This is a genomic window from Yersinia sp. 2466 StPb PI, assembly GCF_041538325.1.
In the GTDB taxonomy this organism is placed as follows: domain Bacteria; phylum Pseudomonadota; class Gammaproteobacteria; order Enterobacterales; family Enterobacteriaceae; genus Yersinia; species Yersinia enterocolitica_E.
In genome coordinates this window covers 4,677,936-4,701,858 of the sequence record NZ_JAULSL010000001.1, presented here as the reverse complement: position 1 = coordinate 4,701,858, position 23,923 = coordinate 4,677,936, and the positions used below count along the sequence as shown (strand labels likewise).

The window sequence follows — 23,923 nt, the reverse complement described above, 5'->3', positions numbered from 1 at the left end:
ATTTATACCCGTCATACTTCAAGCTGCGTATGTGTTGGCTACACTCAATAACCCTAATCACTTACTTATGTAAGCTCATCGGGATTATCTCCCTTGCCGCCTTCCTGCTACTTGAATTATTTAGGGTATAGGTTAATAACTATTTAATTAATAACAATATTTATGGGAGCGGGTCAATGCGTAAATGGGGTGTAGGTCTGTCATTACTGCTGCTGGCATCAGGTGCCATGGCAAAAGATATCCAACTACTGAATGTGTCATATGATCCGACACGTGAATTCTATCAGGAATATAACCAGGCATTCAGTAAGCATTGGCAACAGCAAACCGGTGATAAGGTGACGGTGCGTCAATCACATGGCGGTTCCGGTAAGCAGGCGACCTCGGTTATTAATGGTATTGAAGCTGATGTGGTGACATTAGCACTGGCATATGATGTCGATGCTATTGCTGAGCGTGGTCGTATTGATAAAAACTGGATTAAGCGCCTGCCTGATAACTCTGCGCCGTATACCTCAACTATCGTGTTCTTGGTGCGTAAAGGGAACCCGAAACAGATTCATGACTGGTCAGATTTAGTGAAACCAGGAATTTCGGTCATTACACCTAATCCGAAAACCTCGGGTGGCGCGCGTTGGAACTATCTGGCGGCATGGGGTTATGCGTTAGAACACAACAATAATGATCAGGCTAAAGCGCAGGAATTCGTTAAAACGCTGTATAAGAATGTGGAAGTGTTGGACTCCGGCGCGCGTGGTGCCACGAATACCTTTGTTGAACGCGGTATTGGCGATGTGCTGATTGCCTGGGAGAACGAAGCTCTGCTGGCGGTGAATGAAGTAGGTAAAGACAAGTTTGATATCATCACGCCAAGTGTCTCTATTTTAGCTGAACCGACGGTATCTGTAGTGGATAAAGTGGTTGATAAGCGTGGTACCCGGGAAGTGGCGGATGCTTACTTAAAATACCTCTATTCGCCAGAAGGCCAGACTATTGCTGCCAAGAATTACTATCGGCCACGGGATCCGGCAGTGGCGGCTAAATTCGCCAACGAGTTCCCGAAATTGAAGTTGTTTACTATCGATGAAGTGTTCGGTGGCTGGACCAAAGCACAGCAGACACATTTCGCCACTGGTGGCGTGTTTGATGAAATAAGTAAACGATAAAATAATAACATTTTTATAGCCGTAGTAGACTCAGCGCCCGTAGGTTAATGCTTGCGGGCGCTTTGTTTTATTAACCATTTTAACCCTCTGATTATTTTCACAATTCATCTCTTTCTTACAGATAAAAACCGCGTAATTCGCCAGCACGTGTTAAATGCGCTATTGAGTTATTTGGTCTAATAAATGTGGCAAATTATGCGGAGAGAATTATGAGCATTCGTGGCGTTTCAAGTACGAGCTTGATAGATAATCCAGGTTTGGACCCATTAAGTCCGCCATTGAGGGCATTATCGAGGGGTGGGAGTACTGAATCACTGTATAGTAACGTGTCAATTATATGTGAACCTGATGAATGGGATGCCGCTTCAGCAGTTATCACTGAGAGCTATACACCACCAACATTAGCCATAACAAATGAGAAAGCCTCCTTTGGCATTAAGCCCAGTAACTACTCCATTTTTGGTACCAAAGAGAATTATCTAACAGGCTATTTGTTAAATATAGGCAATAGTAAGGGTAAGCCGCCTCTGTTACTACGACCACTCGCTGCTTTGCTGGCATACTTCGGCATTCATGGTTTTGGGCAAACTAACTGTGCTTCTTGTGCCACCGCCGTGGCTGAAACATTTGAGAAGAATACGGTTTATCTTGCAATACCCGAACTGAGAGGTGGGGATGTCAAAGGGAATATGGGGTTGCTAGATAAGAGTGCTAAGTCTGTTGATGAACTGTTGACTCAGCTACAGCAATATCAACCCACTGACGAGTTAAATGGTGTCCTTGTGATTCATCGGCCAGCTATGTTGCGCATGTTACCGGGGGCGACACAAGGGCATGCCTGTAATGTGATTAAATTTAAAGGCAGTAATATTATTCATTTTTTTGATGCGCAGAAAAAGACTTATGTTGAATGTCACCTTAATAATATTGCAGGAAAAAGCGCGGAGATAAGCAAATTTCTTGGCCCAATTGGCACTGACGGAATTGATTTATATAAAAAAGAGTTTCATGAAAATTTTAATAAAAAAGCCGGAGCATCATCTGCCCCAGCTTAATCAGTAACTTAGAACCTGAATTAGGCTTTTTTAGCTTTCGCTGCTGCTTTCACGATAACCGCGAAAGCATCCGCTTTCAGTGATGCACCGCCAACCAGTGCGCCATCGATATCAGGCTGGGTGAACAGCTCTGCTGCGTTTTTGTCGTTAACAGAACCGCCGTACTGAATGATAACTTGTGCTGCAACCGCGGCATCTTGTTTCGCGATATGGTCACGGATGAATTTATGAACTGCCTGAGCCTGTGCCGGAGTGGCTGATTTGCCAGTACCGATTGCCCAAATTGGTTCATAAGCAATGACTGCGCCTTCGAACGCTTTTACGCCCAAAGTAGTCAGCACGGCATCCAGTTGTTTGGCGCAGACTGCTTCAGTTTGGCCCGCTTCGTTTTCTGCTTCGGATTCACCAATACATAAAACGGGGATCAGACCGGCTTCTTTCAATACACCAAATTTCTTGGCGATGAATTCATCACTTTCGTTGTGATAAGTACGGCGCTCAGAGTGACCGATGATGATGTATTGCGCACCGATATCTTTCAGCATGTCAGCAGAGGTTTCACCGGTAAATGCACCAGACAGGTTCACATCAACATTCTGTGCACCCAGAGCGATGCGGCTACCTGCCAACTCGTGCTTAGCTTGATTCAGATAGATAGTCGGTGGGGCAATAGCAACACCACAACCGTCAACGGTGCTCAGTTCTGTACGCAGGCCAGCGATAAGCTCTTTGACCATGTTAGTGCTACCGTTCAGCTTCCAGTTACCCATAACTAATGGATGACGCATGTTTCTTCCTCCAACAAGGGGACGCGAGGGTCAATAATAATGACTGCCCGACAGGCAGTTTACCTGTCCAACAGTATAGAGATGATTAGTGGCAATGGCTTTGCTTTTCGTCATTAATTGCGGCAAGACTATGCTTCAGATAGTGACAGCTTAATCGGTTCAACAGCGAAAGTTAGCCCTTTTTCGCCGTTATCCGCTACCACATAGCGAATTGCGCCAACCGGATGGGCATAGAAAGGCGAACCTTTACCTTGTGTCAGCAGTTGCTGCACATTATCAAGACTTTGCTGGAGCGTGAGTGTGGGCTCAAACTGGCGCATCAGGGCTGCCATATAATTGACAGCCACTAGTCGGGCCGCTTTCTCTTCACTCCCTTTTATCGGCAAATAGGTAATTTGTAAGGTCTTAATCTTACCGGTACCTTTTTCCAGTGCGGTTGAAGCATAGAGATTCTCATTAATCTTACTGGCAGCCCGAGTCAGTGGGGGCAGATCATCTTTTACTGTAATCGCATGAAACTCACTGAGAGGCAGTGTTGGATTCGTGCGGTTATAGCTTTCACGAAATTTGACCAGTGTTAAATCAAAAGTTGGCGCGCCAGAAAGTAGATAAGGCGCGGTCGGCTGAGCCTCTTCCGTTGGCTGACCGCTGTCGTCTGCGGGGTCGGCATGAGCGCGGCTAACTGTTGCTATTAGCAGCAGTATTGCCAGTATCGCGACTCTCTCTTTTCTCATGACTTATGCCGTCGTTAGAAGTGTGTGTAGGGGATTAAAGCGGTAATTGAGTGTGATTGTCAAAATTCACTGCAAAGATTATAGGTTAGTTGCGGCATTGGGGTACTCTATTGAGTATATATCAACTGTAAATTATATCAGGTAAATGGATCGGTTCATTGATGACAATACAGCAGTGGTGTTTCTCGTTTAAAGGCCGTATCGGGCGGCGGGACTTTTGGATCTGGATTGGTTTGTGGCTGTTGGCGATGCTGGTTGTTTTTACGCTGGCAGGTAAGGATTGGTTACCCATTCAGACTGCGGCTTTTGCGATTGTTTTTTTGCTGTGGCCAACGGCGGCAGTGGTGGTTAAACGGCTTCATGACCGTAATAAAGCCGGTTGGTGGGCATTTTTGGTGGTACTGGCCTGGATGCTGATGGCCGGTAACTGGCAGATGCTAGCGCCCATCTGGCAATGGGGTGTTGGGCGGTTTATTCCCACACTAATTATTGTCATGATGTTTATTGATTGTGGCGCATTTCTCGGTACCGAGGGTGACAATCGTTTTGGCCCAGAAGCGGTACCGGTGAAGTTTCTGGCTGATAAAACACCACAGTGAATAGGGTTTGATAAAGCCAAAAGGGCCATGTGGCCCTTTATTATCAGTTAGTTAGCTTTGACGATACTGTCTATTACCAATATTGCTCGCTGGTCATATGCCCCGGTTTGCGGCGTAAATGTTTACGCATCTCACGCTGTTCTTTCAGCAATTGCTGGGTGTCTCGTACCATTTGCGGGTTACCGCATAGCATTACATGGCTGTCATGCGCGTCAATTTTCAGGCCGACAGCGGCTTCCAGTGAGCCATTCTCAATCAAGGCCGGAACTCTGCCGGTCAATGAACCGTGGGACTCTTCACGGCTCACCACTGTTTGGATACGTAACTTGCCGTTGTAGCGCTGTTCAAGTTGTTGCATCAGTGGCAGGTAGCTGAGATCACGGGCGAAACGTGCCGCATGGACCAACACCAGATTTTTGAAGCGTTCTAAATCACGCCCTTCCTGTAAAATTGACAGATAGGGGCCGATCGCGGTGCCGGTGGCTAACATCCACAAGGTATCGCAATCGGGGATCTCTTCTAGCACAAAGAAGCCCGCCGCTTGCTTGGTAACCATCACTTCACCGCCTACGGGCAACTGGTCCAGCCGTGGGCTGAGTTTGCCTTCCGGTACTGTGACCAAATAAAACTCCAGATTGTCGTCACTTGGCGCATTAACGTAAGAATAAGCCCGCTGTACCCGCTCGCCGTTGATATCTAATGCCAGCTTGGCAAATTGACCGGCGGTAAAGGAGTCAATTGGCGCATTGACCCGAATACTGAACAACGAGTCGGTCCAGTGTTCGATGTGAGTAATTTTGCCACTAACCCATTCAGCCATAATTCTTTCCCATCATATACTTATCTGAAGTGATGCCTAAAGCGATGGCGATATTTTAGAGCATTTGGTTGAAAAACATTATCGATAAAATGTTATGCCTTTCGTCCTTGGACCTCTGTCATCATTCTGAAAATGACACTGGGCTATGATTTCTACTGGTATTATCATCGCGTCCCCCTTGTCTTGCAGGAACTGCCGTTTCATCCAAATTGATAGGGGCATCATATTACTATCTCAGGTCAAAAACTCATCCAACTACCACCTTTCATTCGATAACGGCTAATGAATTGTATCGGTACTGGTGTTACGAAAGTGGCCTCGACGGTACGTGCTGGTAACATGGCAACAAAATTAGACGTATCCACCGAATGACCGTCAAGCAGCAATCGCGGCGCACTGACTTTGGGGCCGGTTCTAACCGATTGAGTGCCGATCACCTCAGCGGTAATGTTTTGCTGACGCATGCCTGGAATTTTAACTTCATAAAAATAGCTGCGGGTGTCAGCATAGCCGCCTGAATCGAGATCGGTACCAAAGGAAATATAATCAGGATTGCCTTGACGTACATGCGCCTGGGAATGCCCAGCGGCGTCTTCACTAAAGGCTTTTTTAAATCGCGTAAGCACGTCTTTCGAGGAATCACCGCTTCTGGGGTAGAATCCACCCGCTTTTCTGATGGCCTCCGGTGAACGATCGTCACCGCGATAAAACGTCATCAGATCTTCAGAAGCCCATGTTCTGGCCGCAACTGGGCTACCACGGCCTGATAAGCCTTTTTCCAGAATATTAGCAGTTCGTGTTCTCAGCCCCGATGTGGCGCGGGAGATACCTTTATAAACGCCACGGCCCACGCCTCCTGCCAGCCCGGAAATCCCTGTTCCCAGTGATATCCATCCCAATACTGAGGATGCTTCGGGATTACTATCGGAAATAGCGTTGCTCACAATAGATATTACATCTGAAGCAACGCCCATCGAGCCAACCACCAGTGATATTGCTGAAGCTGAGCTGATTGCTGTCATCACGCTGCCAGCGGCAATTATTGATGCACCGGCGCTAAATATAGCTGCCAATAATCCCAGAGAGCCCAACACGATCCCAGCAATGGCGCTTCCGCTCAGGTGACCGCTTGGATCTAGGCGATTAATAGGATCTCCTGCGCAGTAAGCATATGGATTAATGCCGCCAGCGCCAAACGGGCTGAGGCTATCCGGGCAGTTGAATCGCATTAGTAAAGGGTTGTAGGCACGATAACCGTTACCTAAATGGTAGCTTCCACTAACCGGATCGAGGCGTTCGCCATTAAACCCCGGTAACGGGGAAGGCGTGTAGCCATAGCCGTAGGGTGACCAAGTGTTGAGAGTACCGCTGCTGTTAGCTACCTCTCGTGACCAGAGCAAATTATCATGGTTATCGGTGGCCGTCAGGGTAAGATGGCTGAGCTCTTTTACCCCCAGACAGGCATGACCCAGTTTAATCAATCGATTATTACTTGCCTGATATGTTATGACTTCGTTGACTAACTCATTTCCTTGGTAATACAACACTCGCTTATCGCCATCACTGACGTTCTGGGCCACCAGTCGGTTCAGTGCATCGTAACTGTAGCTACCGCCTGCGATATTCTCTCCGTTTATGCCAATAAGACGACCGGTTACGTCGTAGGTGAGCGTGCGGCCCGATTCATCTTTAATCATGCGCCCATTGGCATCATAGTCGAGGGTAATACTGGCGGGATAATTAGGATGCGTATGAGTTATTGAGGTTAATTGTGTGGGATCGTCATCATTGAGATATCGGTACACTACACTGTCGGTAGTGCCATCGGAGAAAGTGGTTTCCAGGTGGGTCAGATTATTCAGAGCATCATAAGCGTAGCGTTGTGCAGATAACATCATGCCATTAGGCGCGGGTGACAGGTTGCTTCCGGTCGCGACATAGCTGACCAAACGATTACGTTTATCATAGCCGTAATTTTCAGTGTGAATGGTGATATTATTGTGTTTGGTGATACGAGTAGCCAACTGATCGTTTGCCAGCCATGTTTGTAATATGATGATTTCTATGCCTTTGCTATCAGTCACCTTACGGGATGTTTCCCGGCCAAAATCATCGTGAGCTAGCTGAGTTTTCAGGCTGTTCTGCGTTGTTCCATCGGTAATCAGCAAGCTGGCAAGGTAGCCTAACGGGTTATAACTTAGCCGTGCATTCAGATCATCATCCGCAACTTCAATTATTCTGCCGTCAGTATTTCGGTTATAGCGGGTTTGTGCGCCGGTGATATCGGTAAAAGTGGTGTTGCTACCACGCAGCGTCCAGCGATAATGACTGGCACGGGGGGAATCTTGGTGATGGATCACTGTTTCGGTTTTCAAACTGCCGGAAGGGTGCCAGGAAAATTGAGTATCGACACTGTCAGTTTCTTTGGCGTCCAACTGCCGGCCACTAATAGGGTCATAGCTAAACTCTTGGGTGACACCGTTTGCGTTGAGAGATTGCACCGAATTATTCAGTTCGGGAATGTAAGATAGATTAATCACTTCCTTCTCAGGGGTGATGATACTGAACGGAACGGGTGATGCTTCCTGATAGCGATAGGACGTAGTTCGGCCACAGCTGGAGCTTTCGATCAGCCGCCCCAGGCTATCAAAATTCTGAGTACCTAGTAGCCAATGCTGGGTTTTTCCTGCTGAATTCTTACCCGTAAGGGTGAGTGAGGCTACACAATTGCCCTTTAAATAGCCGGGGTAGGTGCGGGTTACTATGCTGCCGTCTGCTGTAGTTTGGCTGACTAGCCGGTCGTAAGCATCATAGGTATGTAAAGTGACATGCCCAAGTTCATCTTCTTCTCGGCATAAGCGGCCCAGTCCATCGTAAGCATAGTGGCACACTCCCTGTGGCTTTCCGGCAGTGTCAATACGGGTCGTGCTCAGAGGGCGTAGATTGATATCGTATTGAATTTTGCTGCTACCACTGTCGATCTCACGGTTATTGTTGTTACCACTCTGGTGGAGAGTTTGGGTAAGCTGAATAGGGTCATTCACTTGCCAACGCGTAATGCCGTCGCTGCCAGCGGCTTTAGTTATTTCCCCCCAATTATCATAAGTATGAGCCGAGTTAATGGCATATTGTTCAGGCCGCTGATTTTTCGCTATCCACCAATCACTGCTTTTCTCTGCGGTGATTTCATTTAACAGGTTATAGCTATAAGACTGAATTTCATACCAAGAAGGTGTCTCTCCCGCATTCGACTGCTGTTGGCGTAATGTGCGACCCAGACCATCAAAATAGGTGCGAAGCTTATTACCTGCGGCATCTGTTTCAGTAGTGGAAAGCTTCCCTTCGCCATCGATCAGGTAGTCCCAACGGGTCGTATTTTCATAGCGAGTGCCAGGGCAGGTAACTCTGGAGGTAAGACGGCCCATTTCATCGTATTGATAATGCATAGTAATACCTTGAGCATCGGTTTTTGCATACAACAGCCCAGTATAAGCGGAGCGAGTGTGAGTTACCGTACTGGTTACACCGTCAGAGCCGATAAATTTTGCTATTTGAGTTAATAAACCACTTTGTATTTGAGTTGTAAAACGCTGAGTGCTGGTGAATTGCTTGCCGCTATCTGACAGCTCATACATGTCCTCGTTAATGGCAATAATTCGCCCAAACTCGGCGTCATTAGCGTCACTTATTGACATTAGGTTCTGTTGCGACAACAACTGGTCGTCGCGATAAAAGAATTTCTTCTCTTGCACCACATACGGAGTATTGCCGAGTCTTTGGTAGGTAAAACGGCAGGTCCGGATTGGCGTGGTATAAGCGGATTCGGCAGGGATGAGTTTTTGTTGTTTCATAAATCGCACAAAACCATTGGGTTCCGCTGGGCAGTTTTCCTCCCCCTGGTTGGCGTACCAACGGGTCACTACCACCGAACCATCAGGATTTTCTTCCTTCGTTGGGTTGCCCCAGAGATCAAATTCAGTTTTCGTTATTTCAACGCGGCGTTGTTCGGTTGCTGGTTTGCTGGTATCAAGAAACGTCGTTGTGGTTTGTTTGGGGAGCTGAAATTGTGCGGGCTGTTGGCCAAAAGGGATGCCTTTTTTGGCATAATACTCAGTTTCTACGGTACATGAACAGCTGCCCTGTTGGGTGCTTTCCCGCGTAATCAGATGGAAATTATTGTATCTACGGGTAATAACAATATTGTGCTTATCACCGAGTTGAGTTTCCGTTGATCCATATTGGTAATCCGTCAGGATCCGATAAGCATTATCGCTATTTGGTAAGAAATTCACGCCACTGGCAAAGCCTAAATAGTTCGTGTTGGTATATTCGTAGAGGGTGACCAACTTTTGCTGCCCAGTTCCGGGGGTGATAGTGTGTCTGACGGCGGCAGGCAACGCGGGCACGGCATTCTCAGGAAAGCGCATCAAGTTATTTTGGTAATCAACGTTTTCAATTAAGCCGGATGGATAAGTCACCTGTTCAATATAACCCTCGCCAGTATAGGCCATAACCCATTGATACTTATTATCAACTAAGGTTATTTTTTGCAATCGTTTGTTGAACAACTGAAATTGTAGCGTGCGCTGTTCCTGCGTCCCTGAAAAAATAGTAATTTCAGGGAATATCGCATCGTCGTAATTTATTTTAAGTAATTCTCTATTGGCATCTCGGATGCTGGCTAGACGCTTGAAACCTTTAAATATCCAGTTAAAATGAACTTCATGCCCTAACGGAGAAATTACTGAAATAACATTTTTAATATTTTGACCTGAATTCCTGCCTTCTAATATTTCGACCACACCTGATTTATAAGTAATAATATAGTTATCATTATTACGCTCGAATTTAAAAGAGCTTAATTTTTTTTGCTCAATTTCTACGCCGTTAGCACTTTCATAAATATGGTATTTATCACCTGTTGATAAATACAAAACTTTATTTAGTGCATCATACTGTGAGAAAGAAAATGAAAACCCCATGCCAAGGCCAATGTTATTATTATCAAACATATTATAATGTAGTGATACATCTATTTCCGGCCCTAAATTGTTATTAGCCACCACACTGGCAATAGGAAAAGAAAATGAATATAAACCGGTTCTCGGGTCAACGCCGCCTAAGGCTGCACTGATGAAATTACCACTCTGAGTGAAATAGTTAGCCACTTGAGTCATATAAATGACCTCCATTGAGTTTTTTTAATATTGAAATGAAAGTAGCCCAGTCGGTAAAACTGAAACTACTTTTAATAATAAATCACGGTTAAGCAATGGGATGAATGCAAGGTGAACTAAGCCAAGACATGGAAGGATATGTCCTGGTCGCCATTAGATTTTACGTCAATATCAGCTCTGTTACCGTATTGGTCATGTAAGAAGAAATGCAGAGATTTAGACCAATCGTTATAAGACCATAGCGCACCGTACCATAGGCGATAAGACCAGAAACAGATACCGCGTTCCTCATGATTTTTCGAGGTAACGCTAATGGTCCAGGAGTTCGACACTTGAAATTTGGCAGTATAGTTAGCTGAGCTAATATCAATTGAGCTATCAGTTGAGGTAGAACAGCCTTTATAGTTGCCTTGCTGTCTATAATAGAACCAGTATCTCTGATCACATAAAGCATCATGGGTAATGGTATTATCTGTCGATTTAAATCGGACGTAATACTTTCTCAAGATACTGTTATAGCCGTCAACACGGTTTTCTTGTTTAGTCAAAATGTCCAAATCATTATCAGTGAATATTCTCGCCGGGAGAATTCTCATTGATATATAGTCAGGTATTGCATTGTTATTATTGTTTATTTGTGCCGTTGTATACTCTATTTTGGTCTCAGTATTGGGATCGTTAATGAAAACCTGAACATATACTTTGAGTGGGGACTCTGAAACTTTAGGAACAGATAAATAGAAGTGACAAGGGTTACCGGGATTGTCTCGTGATATTTGCTTGAGAACAGGATAAACATATTCCCTAGCCACTTTTGATTTGGTTAATATCCTGCTGGGAATAGGCGTATTTTTATAATCGACGAGATTAATATGGTCGTATATTTCATCGCTGGATAAAAATACTGGGTTATTTTTTTTATCTCTAGCTTCAATAATTATATCTACGGGTATTTGATTATTACCATTGGCATAGATAGAAGTCGATTTCTCACCATTGGAAATATAAATACTTAATTTATATATACTTGCTATATCATTCCAGTTAGACATATATCACCTCTTTAGGTTGAGATTTCACCCATCGACTTTATTAGCCATGAGTGGTGCAAATAAATCTTATATTGATGATTTGGCTTATTCAACCGGTGATTTTAAATCCTGTTACTCATAATATGATGTTATTGTATGAAAAATAATTTAATAAAAAACAAAGTGTATCAGTAAATATAAAACTCGCTGAATGATACCGGGGGGATATTAATTGGTATAGACTATTTTGTGGGGTCTTTATAGTATTTTTTAGTCACATTTTTATTCAGAACTCTATTAATACAATTGCTAATTTTGAGGTCCGCTCAGGAAACGGAAATTATTGTACGTTTAGAACATTATTTAACCACTATCGATACGCAACAGATTTATTTAGCGTCAATGATTACCGCTTTTAAATTATCTCTCTCCATGTATTGCTTTTAGGTTATGCCATTATTCACGATTGCCGCATAAATGCTTTACTGCGCTGGAGCACCCTAATATAACGATCTGTTCTGTTCAAAAAACAGGCTTATCGTATAATTATTTTCCAATATTTAAACACATCTCTTCTCCATCAAGGTTCATCTGGACAGTTTACTTTACGGCCATGGTGTTTTTATCTGCCAGTTGGCTATTTGGCAATATGTCGTGCTGGCTCGCTAAAATTTCTAGATTTGTTAGCTTATGCGCCAATAGTGAGGTGTGTCACTTTTTCAATATCAATGTGGCACGTAGTCCGGCTAATAGACTAGTTAAGACAATGAGAAAAATAGAAAATTTCCACCTGCTGGTTATGTTGATCCTCCTGGTTGCCGTTGGTCAGATGGCGCAAACCATTTATGTGCCGGTTATCTCGGATATCGCCCGTGATTTATCGGTTCGCACCGGAGTGGTGCAGCGCGTGATGGCAGCGTATCTATTGACCTATGGTTTTTCACAATTGATTTATGGCCCGCTATCAGACCGGGTTGGTCGCCGGCCGGTGATTCTGGTTGGTATGATGATATTCATGTTGGGGGCGCTTGGGGCTTGGCTGGCGGATAGCCTGACCATGTTGGTTGCTGCCAGCGCTTTGCAGGGGATGGGGACGGGAGTTGCAGGTGTGATGGCACGCACCATGCCACGGGATTTATATGCCGGTACGGCGCTACGCTACGCCAACAGTATGTTAAATATGGGTATTTTAGTCAGCCCTTTAATGGCACCGGTTATCGGTGGAGTGCTGGCCAGTCTATTTGGCTGGCGCGCTTGCTATGCGTTCTTGCTATTTCTGTGTGGTGGTGTGGCGTTTTGTATGTTCCGCTGGTTGCCGGAGACTCGGCCACAGCAAACTGAAAAGCGGCGAATGTTGGCCAGCTTCCGCCTGTTACTCTCTGACCGGGCCTTTAGCTGCTATTTAATCATGTTGATTGGAGCGTTGGCCGGGATTGCCGTATTTGAAGCCAGTGCCGGCGTGTTGATGGGGGGGGTGCTGGGGCTGAGCGGTATGATGGTCAGTATTCTGTTTATTTTGCCGATCCCAGCCGCATTTTTCGGTGCATGGTATGCCGGGCGCGAAGGTAAAACCTTTCACAGCCTGATGTGGCATTCGGTTATCAGTTGCCTGCTGGCCGGGTTGATGATGTGGATCCCTGGTTGGTTCGGCATCATGAATATCTGGACACTGCTGATACCGGCAGCGTTGTTCTTCTTTGGCGCCGGAATGCTGTTCCCACTGGCAACTACCGGTGCCATGGAGCCGTTTCCATACCTGGCCGGTGCGGCAGGGGCATTAGTGGGGGGATTGCAGAATATGGGATCAGGATTGGCTACCTGGTTGTCAGCTATGCTGCCACAAACCGGGCAATTTAGTTTGGGGCTACTGATGTTTGCCATGGCAATTCTGATTTTGCTGTGTTGGTGGCCGTTATCTCATCGGATGCAACCACAAGAGCATCATGCTTAAGTCGGCAGATAAAAACGGGTACTGATTTAATGCGGTACCCGTTTTATTTTTTGCTCAAAGAGGACGAAAAAGATTCACGGGGCGGTTTACAGCAAGAACTCGTGTAATGCTGAGTCTTTGCGATCAAGGAAATGGGTCGAACGGATACGGCGGATAGTGCGGGATTTACCCCGGATCAGCAGTGTCTCAGTGGTCGCCATGTTGCCTTTACGATAAATCCCTTCCAGCAAGTCGCCTTTGGTAATACCGGTTGCAGAGAAAATCACATTGTCATTACGGGCCATATCCCCCAATAACAGCACTTTACCTGCTTCAATACCCATGGATTTGCAACGAATCAATTCTTGTTCACCCATACGGCGGTTATCTTCGTTATCGCCCTTAACTTGATGGCGTGGCAACAAGCGGCCTTGCATATCGCCATCCAGTGCACGGATCACCGCAGCAGAAATGACACCTTCAGGCGCACCACCGATGCAGTACATCACATCGACTTCGCTTTCTGGCATGCAGGTCAAAATGGACGCTGCCACGTCGCCATCTGGAATGGCAAACACTTTCACCCCAAGTTGCTGCATTTCAGCGATGATACCGTCATGGCGTGGTTTAGCCAGTGTGATAACAGTTAAATCACTCAAGGGTTTATTGAGCTTGATGGCGATATTGCGCAGGTTTTGTTCCAGCGGTAGGTTAAGGTCGATAGCCCCTTTGGCTCCTGGTCCAACTACCAGCTTTTCCATGTACATATCCGGGGCATGTAAAAATGTCCCTTTATCTCCCACCGCCAGCACCGCCAGCGCATTTGCCTGGCCCATGGCGGTCATACGGGTGCCTTCAATCGGGTCAACCGCAATATCAACCGCATCACCTTGACCGGTCCCCACGTTTTCACCGATAAAAAGCATCGGTGCTTCATCGATTTCACCTTCACCGATAACAATCTGCCCATCAATATTGACTTGATTGAGCATAATACGCATGGCCCGTACGGCAGCGCCGTCGGCGGCATTCTTATCGCCCCGGCCCAGCCACTTATAGCCTGCCAGCGCGGCAGCTTCGGTGACACGGGAAAACTCGATGGCTAGTTCACGTTTCATGGTTAGACCTGTATCCCCGTCATACTTCAAGCTGCATGTGCGTTGGCTACGCTCGTTACTTGGCTCGTCAATGGGCCTCACAAGGCGAGACCGCTGCAAGCAGATTTTTCATCCCAGTCACCTACTTAATGTAAGCTCTTGGGGCTTTTCTCGCTTGCCACCTTTCTGCAACTCGAATTATTTAGGGTAATAGAAGAAGGATGTAAGCAGGAATTCTACCATCTTTGCGAAGTAAAGCCGTAGGGGTGTCTTTTGGCGGGATGAGATTTTTCACAATAAAAAGGCACCATCAGGAATGATGGCGCCTTTGGTTTACAAAAAACAGTGTAAAACAAGCGGGCCGTTACTCTTCGTGCTCTTCCCATGCCTGGGCACGCGCCACGGCTTTCTTCCAGCCACGGTAGCGAACATCACGTTCAGTGGTTTCAATCCCTGGGCGGAATTCGCGCTCAATCGTTGCCTTGCTTTTCACTTCATCCAGATCACTCCAGAAGCCAGTCGCAAGACCTGCCAGGAACGCAGCACCGAGAGCGGTACTTTCACGAACCGCTGGGCGTTCAACGCGGGTACCCAGAATATCGGCCTGGAACTGCATCAGGAAGTTATTCGCCACCGCACCACCGTCCACACGCAGTGATTTCAGACGTTCGCCGGCATCTGCCTGCATCGCATCCAGTACATCACGCGTCTGGTAAGCAATCGATTCAAGGGTTGCACGGATAATGTGGTTACTGTTAACCCCACGTGTCAGGCCGAAAATCGCACCTCGGGCATACGGGTCCCAATAAGGTGCACCGAGGCCGGTGAACGCTGGCACTACGTATACGCCGTTGCTGTCTTTCACTTTAGTGGCGAAATATTCGGAGTCGGTAGCATCACTGATCAGTTTTAGCTCATCACGCAGCCACTGGATAGATGCGCCGCCAATAAATACCGCGCCTTCCAGTGCATAGTTAACTTCACCTCGTGGGCCGCAGGCAATAGTAGTCAGCAGGCCATGAGTAGACTGAACGGCTTCTGTACCGGTATTCATCAACAAGAAACAGCCGGTTCCGTAGGTATTTTTAGCCATGCCGGGTTGTACACAAAGCTGACCGAACAAGGCCGCTTGCTGGTCACCCGCGATCCCTGCGATTGGAATACGGGTCCCGCCTTTACCACCAATGTTGGTCTGGCCGTAAACTTCTGAGGATGGACGGACTTCAGGCAGCATAGCGCGCGGAATATTCAGCGCTTTCAGCATACGGTCATCCCACTCTTTGGTACGGATATTAAACATCATGGTACGTGATGCGTTTGTGTAATCCGTAACGTGTACGCGGCCTTGGGTCATGTTCCATACCAGCCAGGTATCCACCGTACCAAACAGTAACTCACCGCGTTCAGCGCGCTCACGGGCACCCTCGACGTTATCAAGGATCCATTTCACTTTGGTGCCGGAGAAGTAAGGGTCGACCACCAGGCCGGTGTTGTAACGGATGTACTCTTCCAGCCCTTCTTTTTTCAGTTTTTCGCAGATATCAGCAGTACGACGGCATTGCCAAACAATGGCGTTATACACTGGTTTCCCAGTTACTTTATCCCAAACAATGGTGGTTTCACGTTGGTTGGTAATACCGATACCGGCGATTTCGTCAGAACTGATACCGGCTTTTGCCAGTACTTCAACCAGTGTTGAGCTTTGCGTCGCCCAGATTTCCATCGGGTCATGTTCAACCCAACCGGCTTTAGGGTAAATTTGAGTGAATTCGCGCTGAGAAACACTCACGATATTGGCATCATGATCCAGCACCACGGCTCTGGAGCTGGTGGTTCCCTGATCAAGCGCGACAATGTATTTCTTTTGAGTAGTATTTTCAGTTGTCATAGTTAGCCTACTTTTAAGTTGCCGTAAATCTATTGGGTAGTATCTATTATTTATGCTTTACGTTCTGTGGTCGTTACCGTGGTTTCTTCATCATCAACCACGCACACATCGCACGGTAAATGGCGGCCAATCAGGGCGCGATAACCGAAAGCACCGAGTAATGCACCGACGATAGGCCCGAAAATAGGGACCAGGAAGTAAGGAATATCACGCCCGCCAGTGAAGGCAATTTCGCCCCAACCTGCCAGATAAGCGAATACCTTTGGACCAAAGTCACGTGCTGGATTCAATGCAAACCCAGTCAATGGACCCATAGATGCACCGATAACGGCAATCAAGATACCAATCAGTAGAGGAGCCAGTGGGCCGCGTGGAATACCGTTACCATCATCGGTCAGTGCCAGAATCAGACACATCAGAATGGCAGTAATCACTGTTTCAACCAGGAAGGCCTGGAACACAGAAATATGTGGATTTGGATAAGTTGAGAAGATTCCGGCTAGATTCAGGCTCTCGGCGCTACCGCGAACCACTTGGTGCGTTTGTTCGAAATCGACAAACAGGTTGTAATAGAGGCCATACACTAACGCGGCAGCGCAAAATGCGCCGGCAACCTGCGCCACAATGTAAGGGAGAACTTTACGGCGATCGAAACAAGCGAATAACCACAATGCAATGGTTACGGCCGGATTAAGATGTGCACCTGAGATTGCTGCTGTCAAATAGATGGCCATGGCAACACCCAGGCCCCAAATGATACTGATTTCCCACTGCCCAAAACTGGCTCCAGCCAACTTCAATGCAGCAACGCAGCCTACACCAAAAAAGATCAGCAGACCGGTACCGAGAAACTCCGCAATGCACTGGCCCTTCAACGTCGAACTAGCGGTTTGGCTCATAGTAGATGTCCTACAGACAGAGATTTATAGGGTATTTCTTATTTTTGCCCTTCGAACCGCGAAGGGAGTGATGTAAATTTATCGTTAACGAGCACAAACGAGAAATAGCGAAATCAAAATGTGTGTGGTGTGTCATAAAAATGAGCGATTTCGCGTTATTCACGGCTGTTAAGGGACTTTGAAAGTGTGATCAGACCAGTGGTTTCGCTATCAGTTGTTAAAGGCATGTATAATTTTACAGGATGGGTCATAGCGGTTTTTCGGTTTTTGCTGATAGTTACTGACACGAAATTGCTACAGAGTGTGGTTTGTACCGGTATGGCGCTAGACAGGGGGGGGCTGGCTACATACAATCGGTTTATCAAGAGCATCGTTTTTATCAAGCTGCGTTGCCTCTGCAAAGGAACGCGTTAGAACATAGCGCTTGTTACACCTAGTTCGATGGATATATAGCGCGATAAGTATTCACAGCAGTTTCATCTGCCGAGTGTCAGCTCAGTAGATACGGTGACTTAGTTAATACGGCGACGTCGGCTAAGAATGATGACTGCGACCAAAAGATGTACGCCTTGCTACCATAAGGGGACCGAAGAATGTCATTTGAAGTATTTGAGAAATTGGAAGTTAAAGTTCAGCAGGCGATTGATACCATCACTTTGCTACAGATGGAAATTGAAGAGCTGAAAGAGAAGAATAACACCCTGTCCCAAGAAGTTCAGGATGCTGCTGGTGGCCGTGAAGCCTTAGTGCGCGAAAATGAGCAACTAAAACAAGAGCAGCATGTTTGGCAGGATCGTCTGCGGGCACTGTTGGGAAAGATGGAAGAAGTCTAAGTGCTAGCTGGCTTAACGCAACCGTAATCGGTTGTTGAAGGCGGCTTGTCACGTAGCTACTGCAAATACGAAGTAGCAAAAAGGGCGATATCAATATCGCCCTTTCTTATGAAAATCAGAGGGATATTATTCAATATCCAGTGGTTCTTCTGACAAGATGATCCCAGTGTTATCTGCGTACAAGTGGTCACCAGAGAAGAATGTTACACCGCCAAAGTTCACACGGATGTCGCTCTCACCAATGCCTTCATCTGCCGCACCTACCGGAATTGCAGCCATTGCCTGAATACCGATATCTAACTCCGCCAGATCGTCTACCTGACGCACAGCACCGTAAACCACAATGCCTTCCCACTCGTTTTTCAATGCTAATTCAGCTAACTCAGCATCGATTAATGCACGGCGCACTGAGCCACCGCCATCGACGACCAGAACACGGCCCAGACCATTTTCTTCAAGCAGGTCGAACAACAAGCCGTTATCTTCGAAACATTTTACAGTAGTAATCTTGCCACCAAATGAAGTGCGCCCCCCAAAATTGGAGAACAGTGGTTCTACCACATTTACCTCTTCATGATAGGTATCACAGAGTTCGGAAGTATCATATTTCATAGGATTAACGTCTGGTTGCGGCTGGGAGATTAAGTATATCCCTTTCTGGCTGCTGTTGGCAAAATCATCAATTGTTAAATTTATCCGGGCTGGCCTTTATGGGGTGTGGCCCGGAGAAGGTTTGAAGAACAAACCGCTGGGATTAACTGAATACCAGACCGACAGCAAACAGAACGTTGGTCAGTAATGCGGCTTTAACCATATGCTCAAGCATTGGGCGCATACCCGCAGCAGTAGGCTCACGCAGTACAAACAGCGCATGTTTGACCAGTAACGGAACGGCTAGAATAAAGATCCAGCCGGCCCAGCTATGCAAATTCTGAAGTGTGAATATTGCCAGGCACAAAATTGCTGCCGCGATTAATATGGCATGATAATAACGTGCGACCACCGGCCCCAAACGCACTGCCAACGTGTTTTTACCATTAGCTGCGTCGTTTTCAATATCGCGCAAATTATTAATATTCAAAACCGCCGTTGCCAGTAAACCGCAGGCCGTGGCGGGTAACATCACGATAGTGTCAAAGTGCCCAGCCTGGAGATAGTAAGTCCCCGCGACACTCAGCCAGCCGAAGAAGACCAGTACTGAAATATCACCCAGCCCCATATAACCATAGGGTTTGCTACCGACGGTATAGGTAATAGCTGCCACAATTGCCATTAACCCAAGCAATAAAAAGCCTAAAACATCGCTGGGTTTTTCACAGGCCACAGCAATGAGTGCGATACCGGAAATAATCGTCAGAATAACGGTGACAATCAGCGCCACTTTCATCTGCTGGCGGGTAATCATCCCTTTTTGCATCCCGCGCAATGGCCCGATACGCTCTTCAGTATCACTGCCCTTGATGGCATCACCGTAATCATTAGCCAGATTAGATAGAATTTGCAGCAGGCCAGCAGTTAATAAGGCGAGGAGTGCTACGGCAGGTTTAAAACTATCGAGCCAGACAGCAAGGGCTGAACCGGTAACGATTGAGGCAAAGGCCAGTGGCAGGGTTCGTGGTCGCAGGCTTTCCAGCCAAGCCTGGGTCTGGCTGGTGTTGGTTGATAGGCTCATGTTTCGCTTCATTTTATTATATTAGGAGTCTGGTCCGCCCATATCGGCGTGTTAAAAACATTATGTCTGTCAAAAAACAACAGTGGGAGGCGATGCCTCCCACTCGATATTGTCCTGGCGGACTATTTTATCCAGCATAAAGATATAAAGCGAATTATAGGATAAAACGACTCAGATCTTCATCTGCTACCAGCTCATCAAGATGCTTACCAACATATACAGCATCAATAGTGATGGATTGACCATTACTTTCGCTAGCGTCATAGGAGATATCTTCCATCAAACGCTCCAGCACGGTATGCAAGCGGCGTGCGCCGATATTCTCGGTGCGCTCGTTAACTTGCCATGCTGCTTCAGCAATTTTGCGGATACCTTCGCGAGTAAATTCAACGGTAACCCCTTCAGTAGCCATCAGCGCTTTGTACTGCTCGGTTAATGAGGCACTTGGCTCGGTCAGGATACGCTCGAAATCATCGGTGGTCAGCGCCTGCAATTCAACGCGGATTGGCAGGCGGCCTTGCAATTCCGGGATAAGATCTGACGGGCTGGACACCTGGAATGCGCCGGAGGCAATAAACAAGATATGGTCAGTTTTCACCATGCCGTGTTTAGTTGATACGGTGCAACCTTCGACCAATGGCAGCAAGTCACGCTGTACCCCTTCACGGGACACATCCGGGCCTGACGTTTGACCGCGTTTACAGATTTTATCGATTTCATCGATGAACACAATCCCGTGTTGTTCAACGGCATCAATCGCTTGCTGTTTCAGTTCTTCTGGATTGACCAGTTTCGCGCCTTCTTCCTCAATCAGCAGTTTGAATGCGTCTTTGATTTTGACTTTACGCGGTTTTTGTTTCTGACCGGCGATGTTCTGGAACATAGATTGTAACTGGTTAGTCATCTCTTCCATGCCAGGAGGTGCCATGATTTCAACCCCCATCGGCGAAGCAGCCAGATCGATTTCAATCTCTTTGTCGTCCAGTTGCCCTTCACGCAATTTTTTGCGGAAAGCCTGGCGGGTAGCGGATGGCTCTTGTGTTTCATCCGGCTGGCCCCAGTTATTTTTGGCCGGTGGAATCAACACGTCCAGAATACGTTCTTCGGCTAACTCTTCAGCCCGGTAACGCATTTTCTCAATTGATTGATGGCGAACCATTTTCACAGCCGCATCGGTCAGATCGCGGATAATAGAATCCACTTCTTTACCAACATAACCCACTTCGGTGAATTTGGTCGCTTCAACTTTGATAAATGGCGCATTGGCCAATTTTGCCAGACGGCGAGCAATTTCAGTTTTACCGACACCGGTTGGACCGATCATCAGAATGTTTTTAGGGGTAACTTCGTGACGCAACTCTTCATTGAGCTGCATACGGCGCCAGCGGTTACGCAGGGCAATTGCCACCGCACGTTTAGCTTTATCCTGGCCGATGATGTAGCTATCAAGTTCGCTGACGATTTCGCGTGGGGTCATTTCAGACATGTCACTCTATCCTTACGCTTTATACGTTAATTCTTCGATGGTTTGGAAGCGGTTGGTATAGATACAGATATCCCCCGCAATGCTCAGAGACTTCTCAACGATATCTTTGGCACTTAATTCAGTATTGTCTAACAGCGCGCGCGCGGCAGATTGGGCATAAGGCCCACCGGAACCGATAGCAATCAGGTCGTCTTCTGGTTGAACAACATCGCCGTTGCCGGTAATGATGAGTGATGCTGTTTCATCCGCTACAGCCAGTAGTGCTTCAAGCTTGCGTAACATACGATCAGTACGCCAGTCTTTGGCTAACTCGACAGCCGCTTTAGTCAGGTGGCCTTGATGCATCTCCAGTTTGCGCTCAAACAGCTCAAACAGCGTAAAGGCATCGGCAGTACCGCCAGCAAAGCCCGCAATCACTTTATTGTTATAAAGGCGGCGTACTTTTTTGGCATTACCCTTCATTACGGTATTACCCAGAGTGACCTGGCCATCACCACCAATAACGACATGACCATTACGACGTACACTTACAATTGTTGTCACGAGCGGACCCTCGTTGCAGACTGAATGAGTCCCCGTACTGCCTGTCAAAAAACAGCACGGGGTATATTGAGATTATAAATGGGGGAGGATTGCGACTTTTCAACCCCCTACAGCGAGGGGAATGCATCCTGATTGACCCGCGCCTTTCAAACGTTGCAAGGTACTATCAGCGGCTGCTTTGGTACTGTAAGGGCCAAGGACCACACGATTCCAGCCACCACCGCTGGTAATGCGGCTTTCGATACCGCCAAATGCCAATTGGGCGCGGATAGATTCGGCCTGATCGATGGCTTTGAATGAACCACACTGCACCATCCAACGTTGTGCTTTTTCTTTCTCTTTTTCCGGTTTCGGCGGTGTAACGGCCGGTGTTACCGGAGCTGCCGGTTGCGCGCGTTGTGGGGTAGCCACAGGCGATTGTACCTGCGTCTGCTGCTGTACCGGCGCGGTAGTCTGGCGCGGCGGTGTTAGCGGCTGCTGTTGCAGGGTCGTGACCGGTGGTTTGATGGTCACAGCAGAGCGTGGCACCGTCATCCCTTGGTTATACGGAACCTCTGATAACTGCGTTGGCTGCTGGCGCATATCTGCCTGCATCTGCTCTAGCAATTGGCGCTGCTCATTAGTCAGTTGCGTTTTAGAATTGGCTTCGCCACCAGCAGAGGGCTCTGTAGGTGTTGGGACGCCAATCTGACGGTTTTCCAGCTCTTTAATATAACGCCAGCGTTCTTCGGGTTTGGGCGGTAACCCATTACCGGTACGAGGATCATGGCTGGGCAATAACGGAAGCTCACCCGGCTTATTATGGGTGATGAAATAGAGGCCACCAACAAATACCACTAATAGCGCGACGGCCAGCGCCACCACGGTTTTAGATACTGCTGGAGCACTGCGTTTTTTCCGGCTGGTGCTTTTGCGCCGCGCTCCTGAGCGCCCTCGGCTTACATAATCTCTTTGTGCCACTATCGTTTCGCTGCGTCTTGATGATGGAATAAGTCCGTCATGTTACTGAACCCCTGAATATTTGCCTAGCGTTTAGGCGCAGCAGTACTTTCCCTGACAATTAACTCGGTGTCTAACAACCGGGAGCCACTTTGTACTGAATGCCCTTGTAGCTGCTCAAGTAATAGTAACATGGCTTGCTGACCAATTTGATAACGTGGTTGAGCCACGGTGGTCAAAGGGGGATCACAATACTGTGACAACTTCAGATCGTCAAAGCCTACCAGCGAGACATCCTGCGGGATACGTAGTCCCATTCTCTTTGCCTGCCACATCGCGCCTATCGCCATCACATCATTGTGACAAAATATTGCTGTTGGGGGATGAGGTAATGCCATCAGCACCGCAAAGGTTTCTGCGCCAGCTTCATAGCTAAAGTCACCGCGCATAATATAGTCACTGTCGACAGCGATACCATTACGACGCAGTGCCTGAATATAGCCCTGGAGCCGATAATGACTTAGCGGCAAACTTTCCGGCCCGGCAACACAGGCAATACGTTTGTGCCCCAATTCATGTAGATAATTAACCGCTTCATAAGCGGCAGTCAGATTATCGATATGTACCGTTGGCAGTTCCAGTTCAGGAGCGAACTCGTTTGCCATCACCATTGGCGGCAAATTGCGCTGCTCTTCTTTGCTGGCATCAAAAGGCAGATTGGAACCTAACAACAACATGCCATCAATTTGCTTGGTAATGATCAGGTTAACGAAGCTACGCTCTTGCTGGGTTTGTTGTGCGCAATCGCCAATTAAGATCAGATAACCTTGCTGGGCTGCCGCATACTCAATCCCTTGAATGATATCAGCAAAAAACGGGTCACTAATATCCGGTACAATAACCAGAATCGTGCGCGATTCATTACGTTTAATATTGCGGGACAAAGCATGAGGAGAATAACCCACCGCCAGAACAGCTTGCTCCACTTTTTGCCGGGTTACTGTTGACACTTTTTCCGGGTTCATCAGTGCGCGTGACACCGTCGCAGTTGAAACACCTGCCATTTCAGCAACGTCTTTCATGGTAGCCATCGTGAATTCTTTCTTATGTTCCAACGCCTTTCTCCTTGCTCTGGCTCCGAGCCAGCACTGATGCTTAATGCAGGCTTTCCGTCATTCTATACAGATAGTGGGGGTAATTTGTTACCTAATTTGCATAAAAAGTGTGACATAAGTAGGTTTTTTCGAACTGGCTCGCAGAAAGCGG

Annotated in this window: 19 protein-coding genes; 5 read left to right on the top strand and 14 right to left on the bottom strand. The window is 47.2% G+C overall.

The features are described 5' to 3' along the window. The first annotated feature begins 176 nt into the window (after nt 1-176). Nucleotides 177-1,166, top strand: a complete 990-nt coding sequence (locus Q2T72_RS21190) for a sulfate ABC transporter substrate-binding protein (RefSeq protein WP_083161754.1) — start codon at nt 177-179, stop codon at nt 1,164-1,166. 209 nt (nt 1,167-1,375) lie between these two features. Beyond that, nucleotides 1,376-2,221: a hypothetical protein gene (locus Q2T72_RS21185; protein WP_372569783.1), complete on the top strand. Its 846-nt coding sequence runs from the start codon at nt 1,376-1,378 to the stop codon at nt 2,219-2,221. Nucleotides 2,222-2,241: 20 nt separating this feature from the next. Here Q2T72_RS21185 and tpiA read toward each other — a convergent pair whose 3' ends face one another. Together tpiA and Q2T72_RS21175 are read right to left on the bottom strand one after the other, a co-directional pair. Next, nucleotides 2,242-3,009, bottom strand: coding sequence for a triose-phosphate isomerase (gene tpiA / locus Q2T72_RS21180; RefSeq protein WP_083161756.1), 768 nt, complete (start codon nt 3,007-3,009; stop codon nt 2,242-2,244). 128 nt (nt 3,010-3,137) lie between these two features. Then, entirely contained in the window at nt 3,138-3,743 is a 606-nt protein-coding gene (locus tag Q2T72_RS21175) for a DUF1454 family protein (protein ID WP_102970506.1), read from the bottom strand. A gap of 161 nt (nt 3,744-3,904) precedes the next feature. On the opposite strand from Q2T72_RS21175, the gene Q2T72_RS21170 reads away from it, so the two are divergent. Beyond that, nucleotides 3,905-4,342, top strand: coding sequence for a DUF805 domain-containing protein (locus tag Q2T72_RS21170; protein ID WP_372569782.1), 438 nt, complete (start codon nt 3,905-3,907; stop codon nt 4,340-4,342). A 73-nt stretch (nt 4,343-4,415) separates the two neighbouring features. Here the strand turns inward: Q2T72_RS21170 and fpr are convergent, their stop codons facing one another. The 3 genes from fpr to Q2T72_RS21155 all read right to left on the bottom strand — a co-directional run bounded on the left by fpr (nt 4,416) and on the right by Q2T72_RS21155 (nt 11,391). Then, nucleotides 4,416-5,162, bottom strand: coding sequence for a ferredoxin--NADP(+) reductase (fpr, locus tag Q2T72_RS21165; RefSeq protein WP_083161762.1), 747 nt, complete (start codon nt 5,160-5,162; stop codon nt 4,416-4,418). Between the two features lie 239 nt (nt 5,163-5,401). Further along, nucleotides 5,402-10,339 (bottom strand): RHS repeat-associated core domain-containing protein, encoded by a 4,938-nt coding sequence (locus Q2T72_RS21160; RefSeq protein WP_372569781.1) that lies wholly within the window; start codon nt 10,337-10,339, stop codon nt 5,402-5,404. 116 nt (nt 10,340-10,455) lie between these two features. After that, nucleotides 10,456-11,391: a transferase gene (locus tag Q2T72_RS21155; protein WP_102970508.1), complete on the bottom strand. Its 936-nt coding sequence runs from the start codon at nt 11,389-11,391 to the stop codon at nt 10,456-10,458. A 745-nt stretch (nt 11,392-12,136) separates the two neighbouring features. Here Q2T72_RS21155 and emrD point away from each other — a divergent pair. Then, nucleotides 12,137-13,321: a multidrug efflux MFS transporter EmrD gene (gene emrD, locus Q2T72_RS21150; RefSeq protein ID WP_372569780.1), complete on the top strand. Its 1,185-nt coding sequence runs from the start codon at nt 12,137-12,139 to the stop codon at nt 13,319-13,321. Between the two features lie 86 nt (nt 13,322-13,407). Here emrD and glpX read toward each other — a convergent pair whose 3' ends face one another. The 3 genes from glpX to Q2T72_RS21135 form a co-directional block, all read right to left on the bottom strand. Continuing rightward, entirely contained in the window at nt 13,408-14,418 is a 1,011-nt protein-coding gene (glpX, locus tag Q2T72_RS21145) for a class II fructose-bisphosphatase (protein ID WP_083161768.1), read from the bottom strand. Between the two features lie 343 nt (nt 14,419-14,761). Next, nucleotides 14,762-16,285, bottom strand: coding sequence for a glycerol kinase GlpK (gene glpK, locus Q2T72_RS21140; RefSeq protein WP_083161770.1), 1,524 nt, complete (start codon nt 16,283-16,285; stop codon nt 14,762-14,764). Nucleotides 16,286-16,335: 50 nt separating this feature from the next. Then, complete coding sequence (locus Q2T72_RS21135; protein WP_083161772.1) at nt 16,336-17,184, bottom strand: MIP/aquaporin family protein; 849 nt, start codon at nt 17,182-17,184, stop codon at nt 16,336-16,338. Nucleotides 17,185-17,777: 593 nt separating this feature from the next. On the opposite strand from Q2T72_RS21135, the gene zapB reads away from it, so the two are divergent. Beyond that, the gene (zapB, locus tag Q2T72_RS21130) at nt 17,778-18,017 is read left to right on the top strand and encodes a septal ring assembly protein ZapB (RefSeq protein ID WP_004704796.1); all 240 of its coding nucleotides are present in this window, start codon (nt 17,778-17,780) and stop codon (nt 18,015-18,017) included. Between the two features lie 126 nt (nt 18,018-18,143). Here the strand turns inward: zapB and rraA are convergent, their stop codons facing one another. The 6 genes from rraA to cytR all read right to left on the bottom strand — a co-directional run bounded on the left by rraA (nt 18,144) and on the right by cytR (nt 23,772). Beyond that, nucleotides 18,144-18,629, bottom strand: coding sequence for a ribonuclease E activity regulator RraA (gene rraA, locus Q2T72_RS21125; RefSeq protein WP_083161774.1), 486 nt, complete (start codon nt 18,627-18,629; stop codon nt 18,144-18,146). A 142-nt stretch (nt 18,630-18,771) separates the two neighbouring features. Further along, complete coding sequence (locus Q2T72_RS21120) at nt 18,772-19,689, bottom strand: 1,4-dihydroxy-2-naphthoate polyprenyltransferase (RefSeq protein WP_083161776.1); 918 nt, start codon at nt 19,687-19,689, stop codon at nt 18,772-18,774. Nucleotides 19,690-19,843: 154 nt separating this feature from the next. After that, complete coding sequence (gene hslU / locus Q2T72_RS21115) at nt 19,844-21,175, bottom strand: HslU--HslV peptidase ATPase subunit (RefSeq protein ID WP_083161778.1); 1,332 nt, start codon at nt 21,173-21,175, stop codon at nt 19,844-19,846. 12 nt (nt 21,176-21,187) lie between these two features. Beyond that, nucleotides 21,188-21,718, bottom strand: a complete 531-nt coding sequence (gene hslV / locus Q2T72_RS21110) for an ATP-dependent protease subunit HslV (protein WP_005190517.1) — start codon at nt 21,716-21,718, stop codon at nt 21,188-21,190. A 99-nt stretch (nt 21,719-21,817) separates the two neighbouring features. Continuing rightward, nucleotides 21,818-22,678, bottom strand: coding sequence for a cell division protein FtsN (gene ftsN / locus Q2T72_RS21105; protein ID WP_083161780.1), 861 nt, complete (start codon nt 22,676-22,678; stop codon nt 21,818-21,820). A 65-nt stretch (nt 22,679-22,743) separates the two neighbouring features. Beyond that, on the bottom strand, nt 22,744-23,772 hold the full coding sequence (gene cytR / locus Q2T72_RS21100; RefSeq protein WP_083161782.1) for a DNA-binding transcriptional regulator CytR: 1,029 nt from the start codon (nt 23,770-23,772) through the stop codon (nt 22,744-22,746). Between the last annotated feature and the right edge of the window lie 151 nt (nt 23,773-23,923).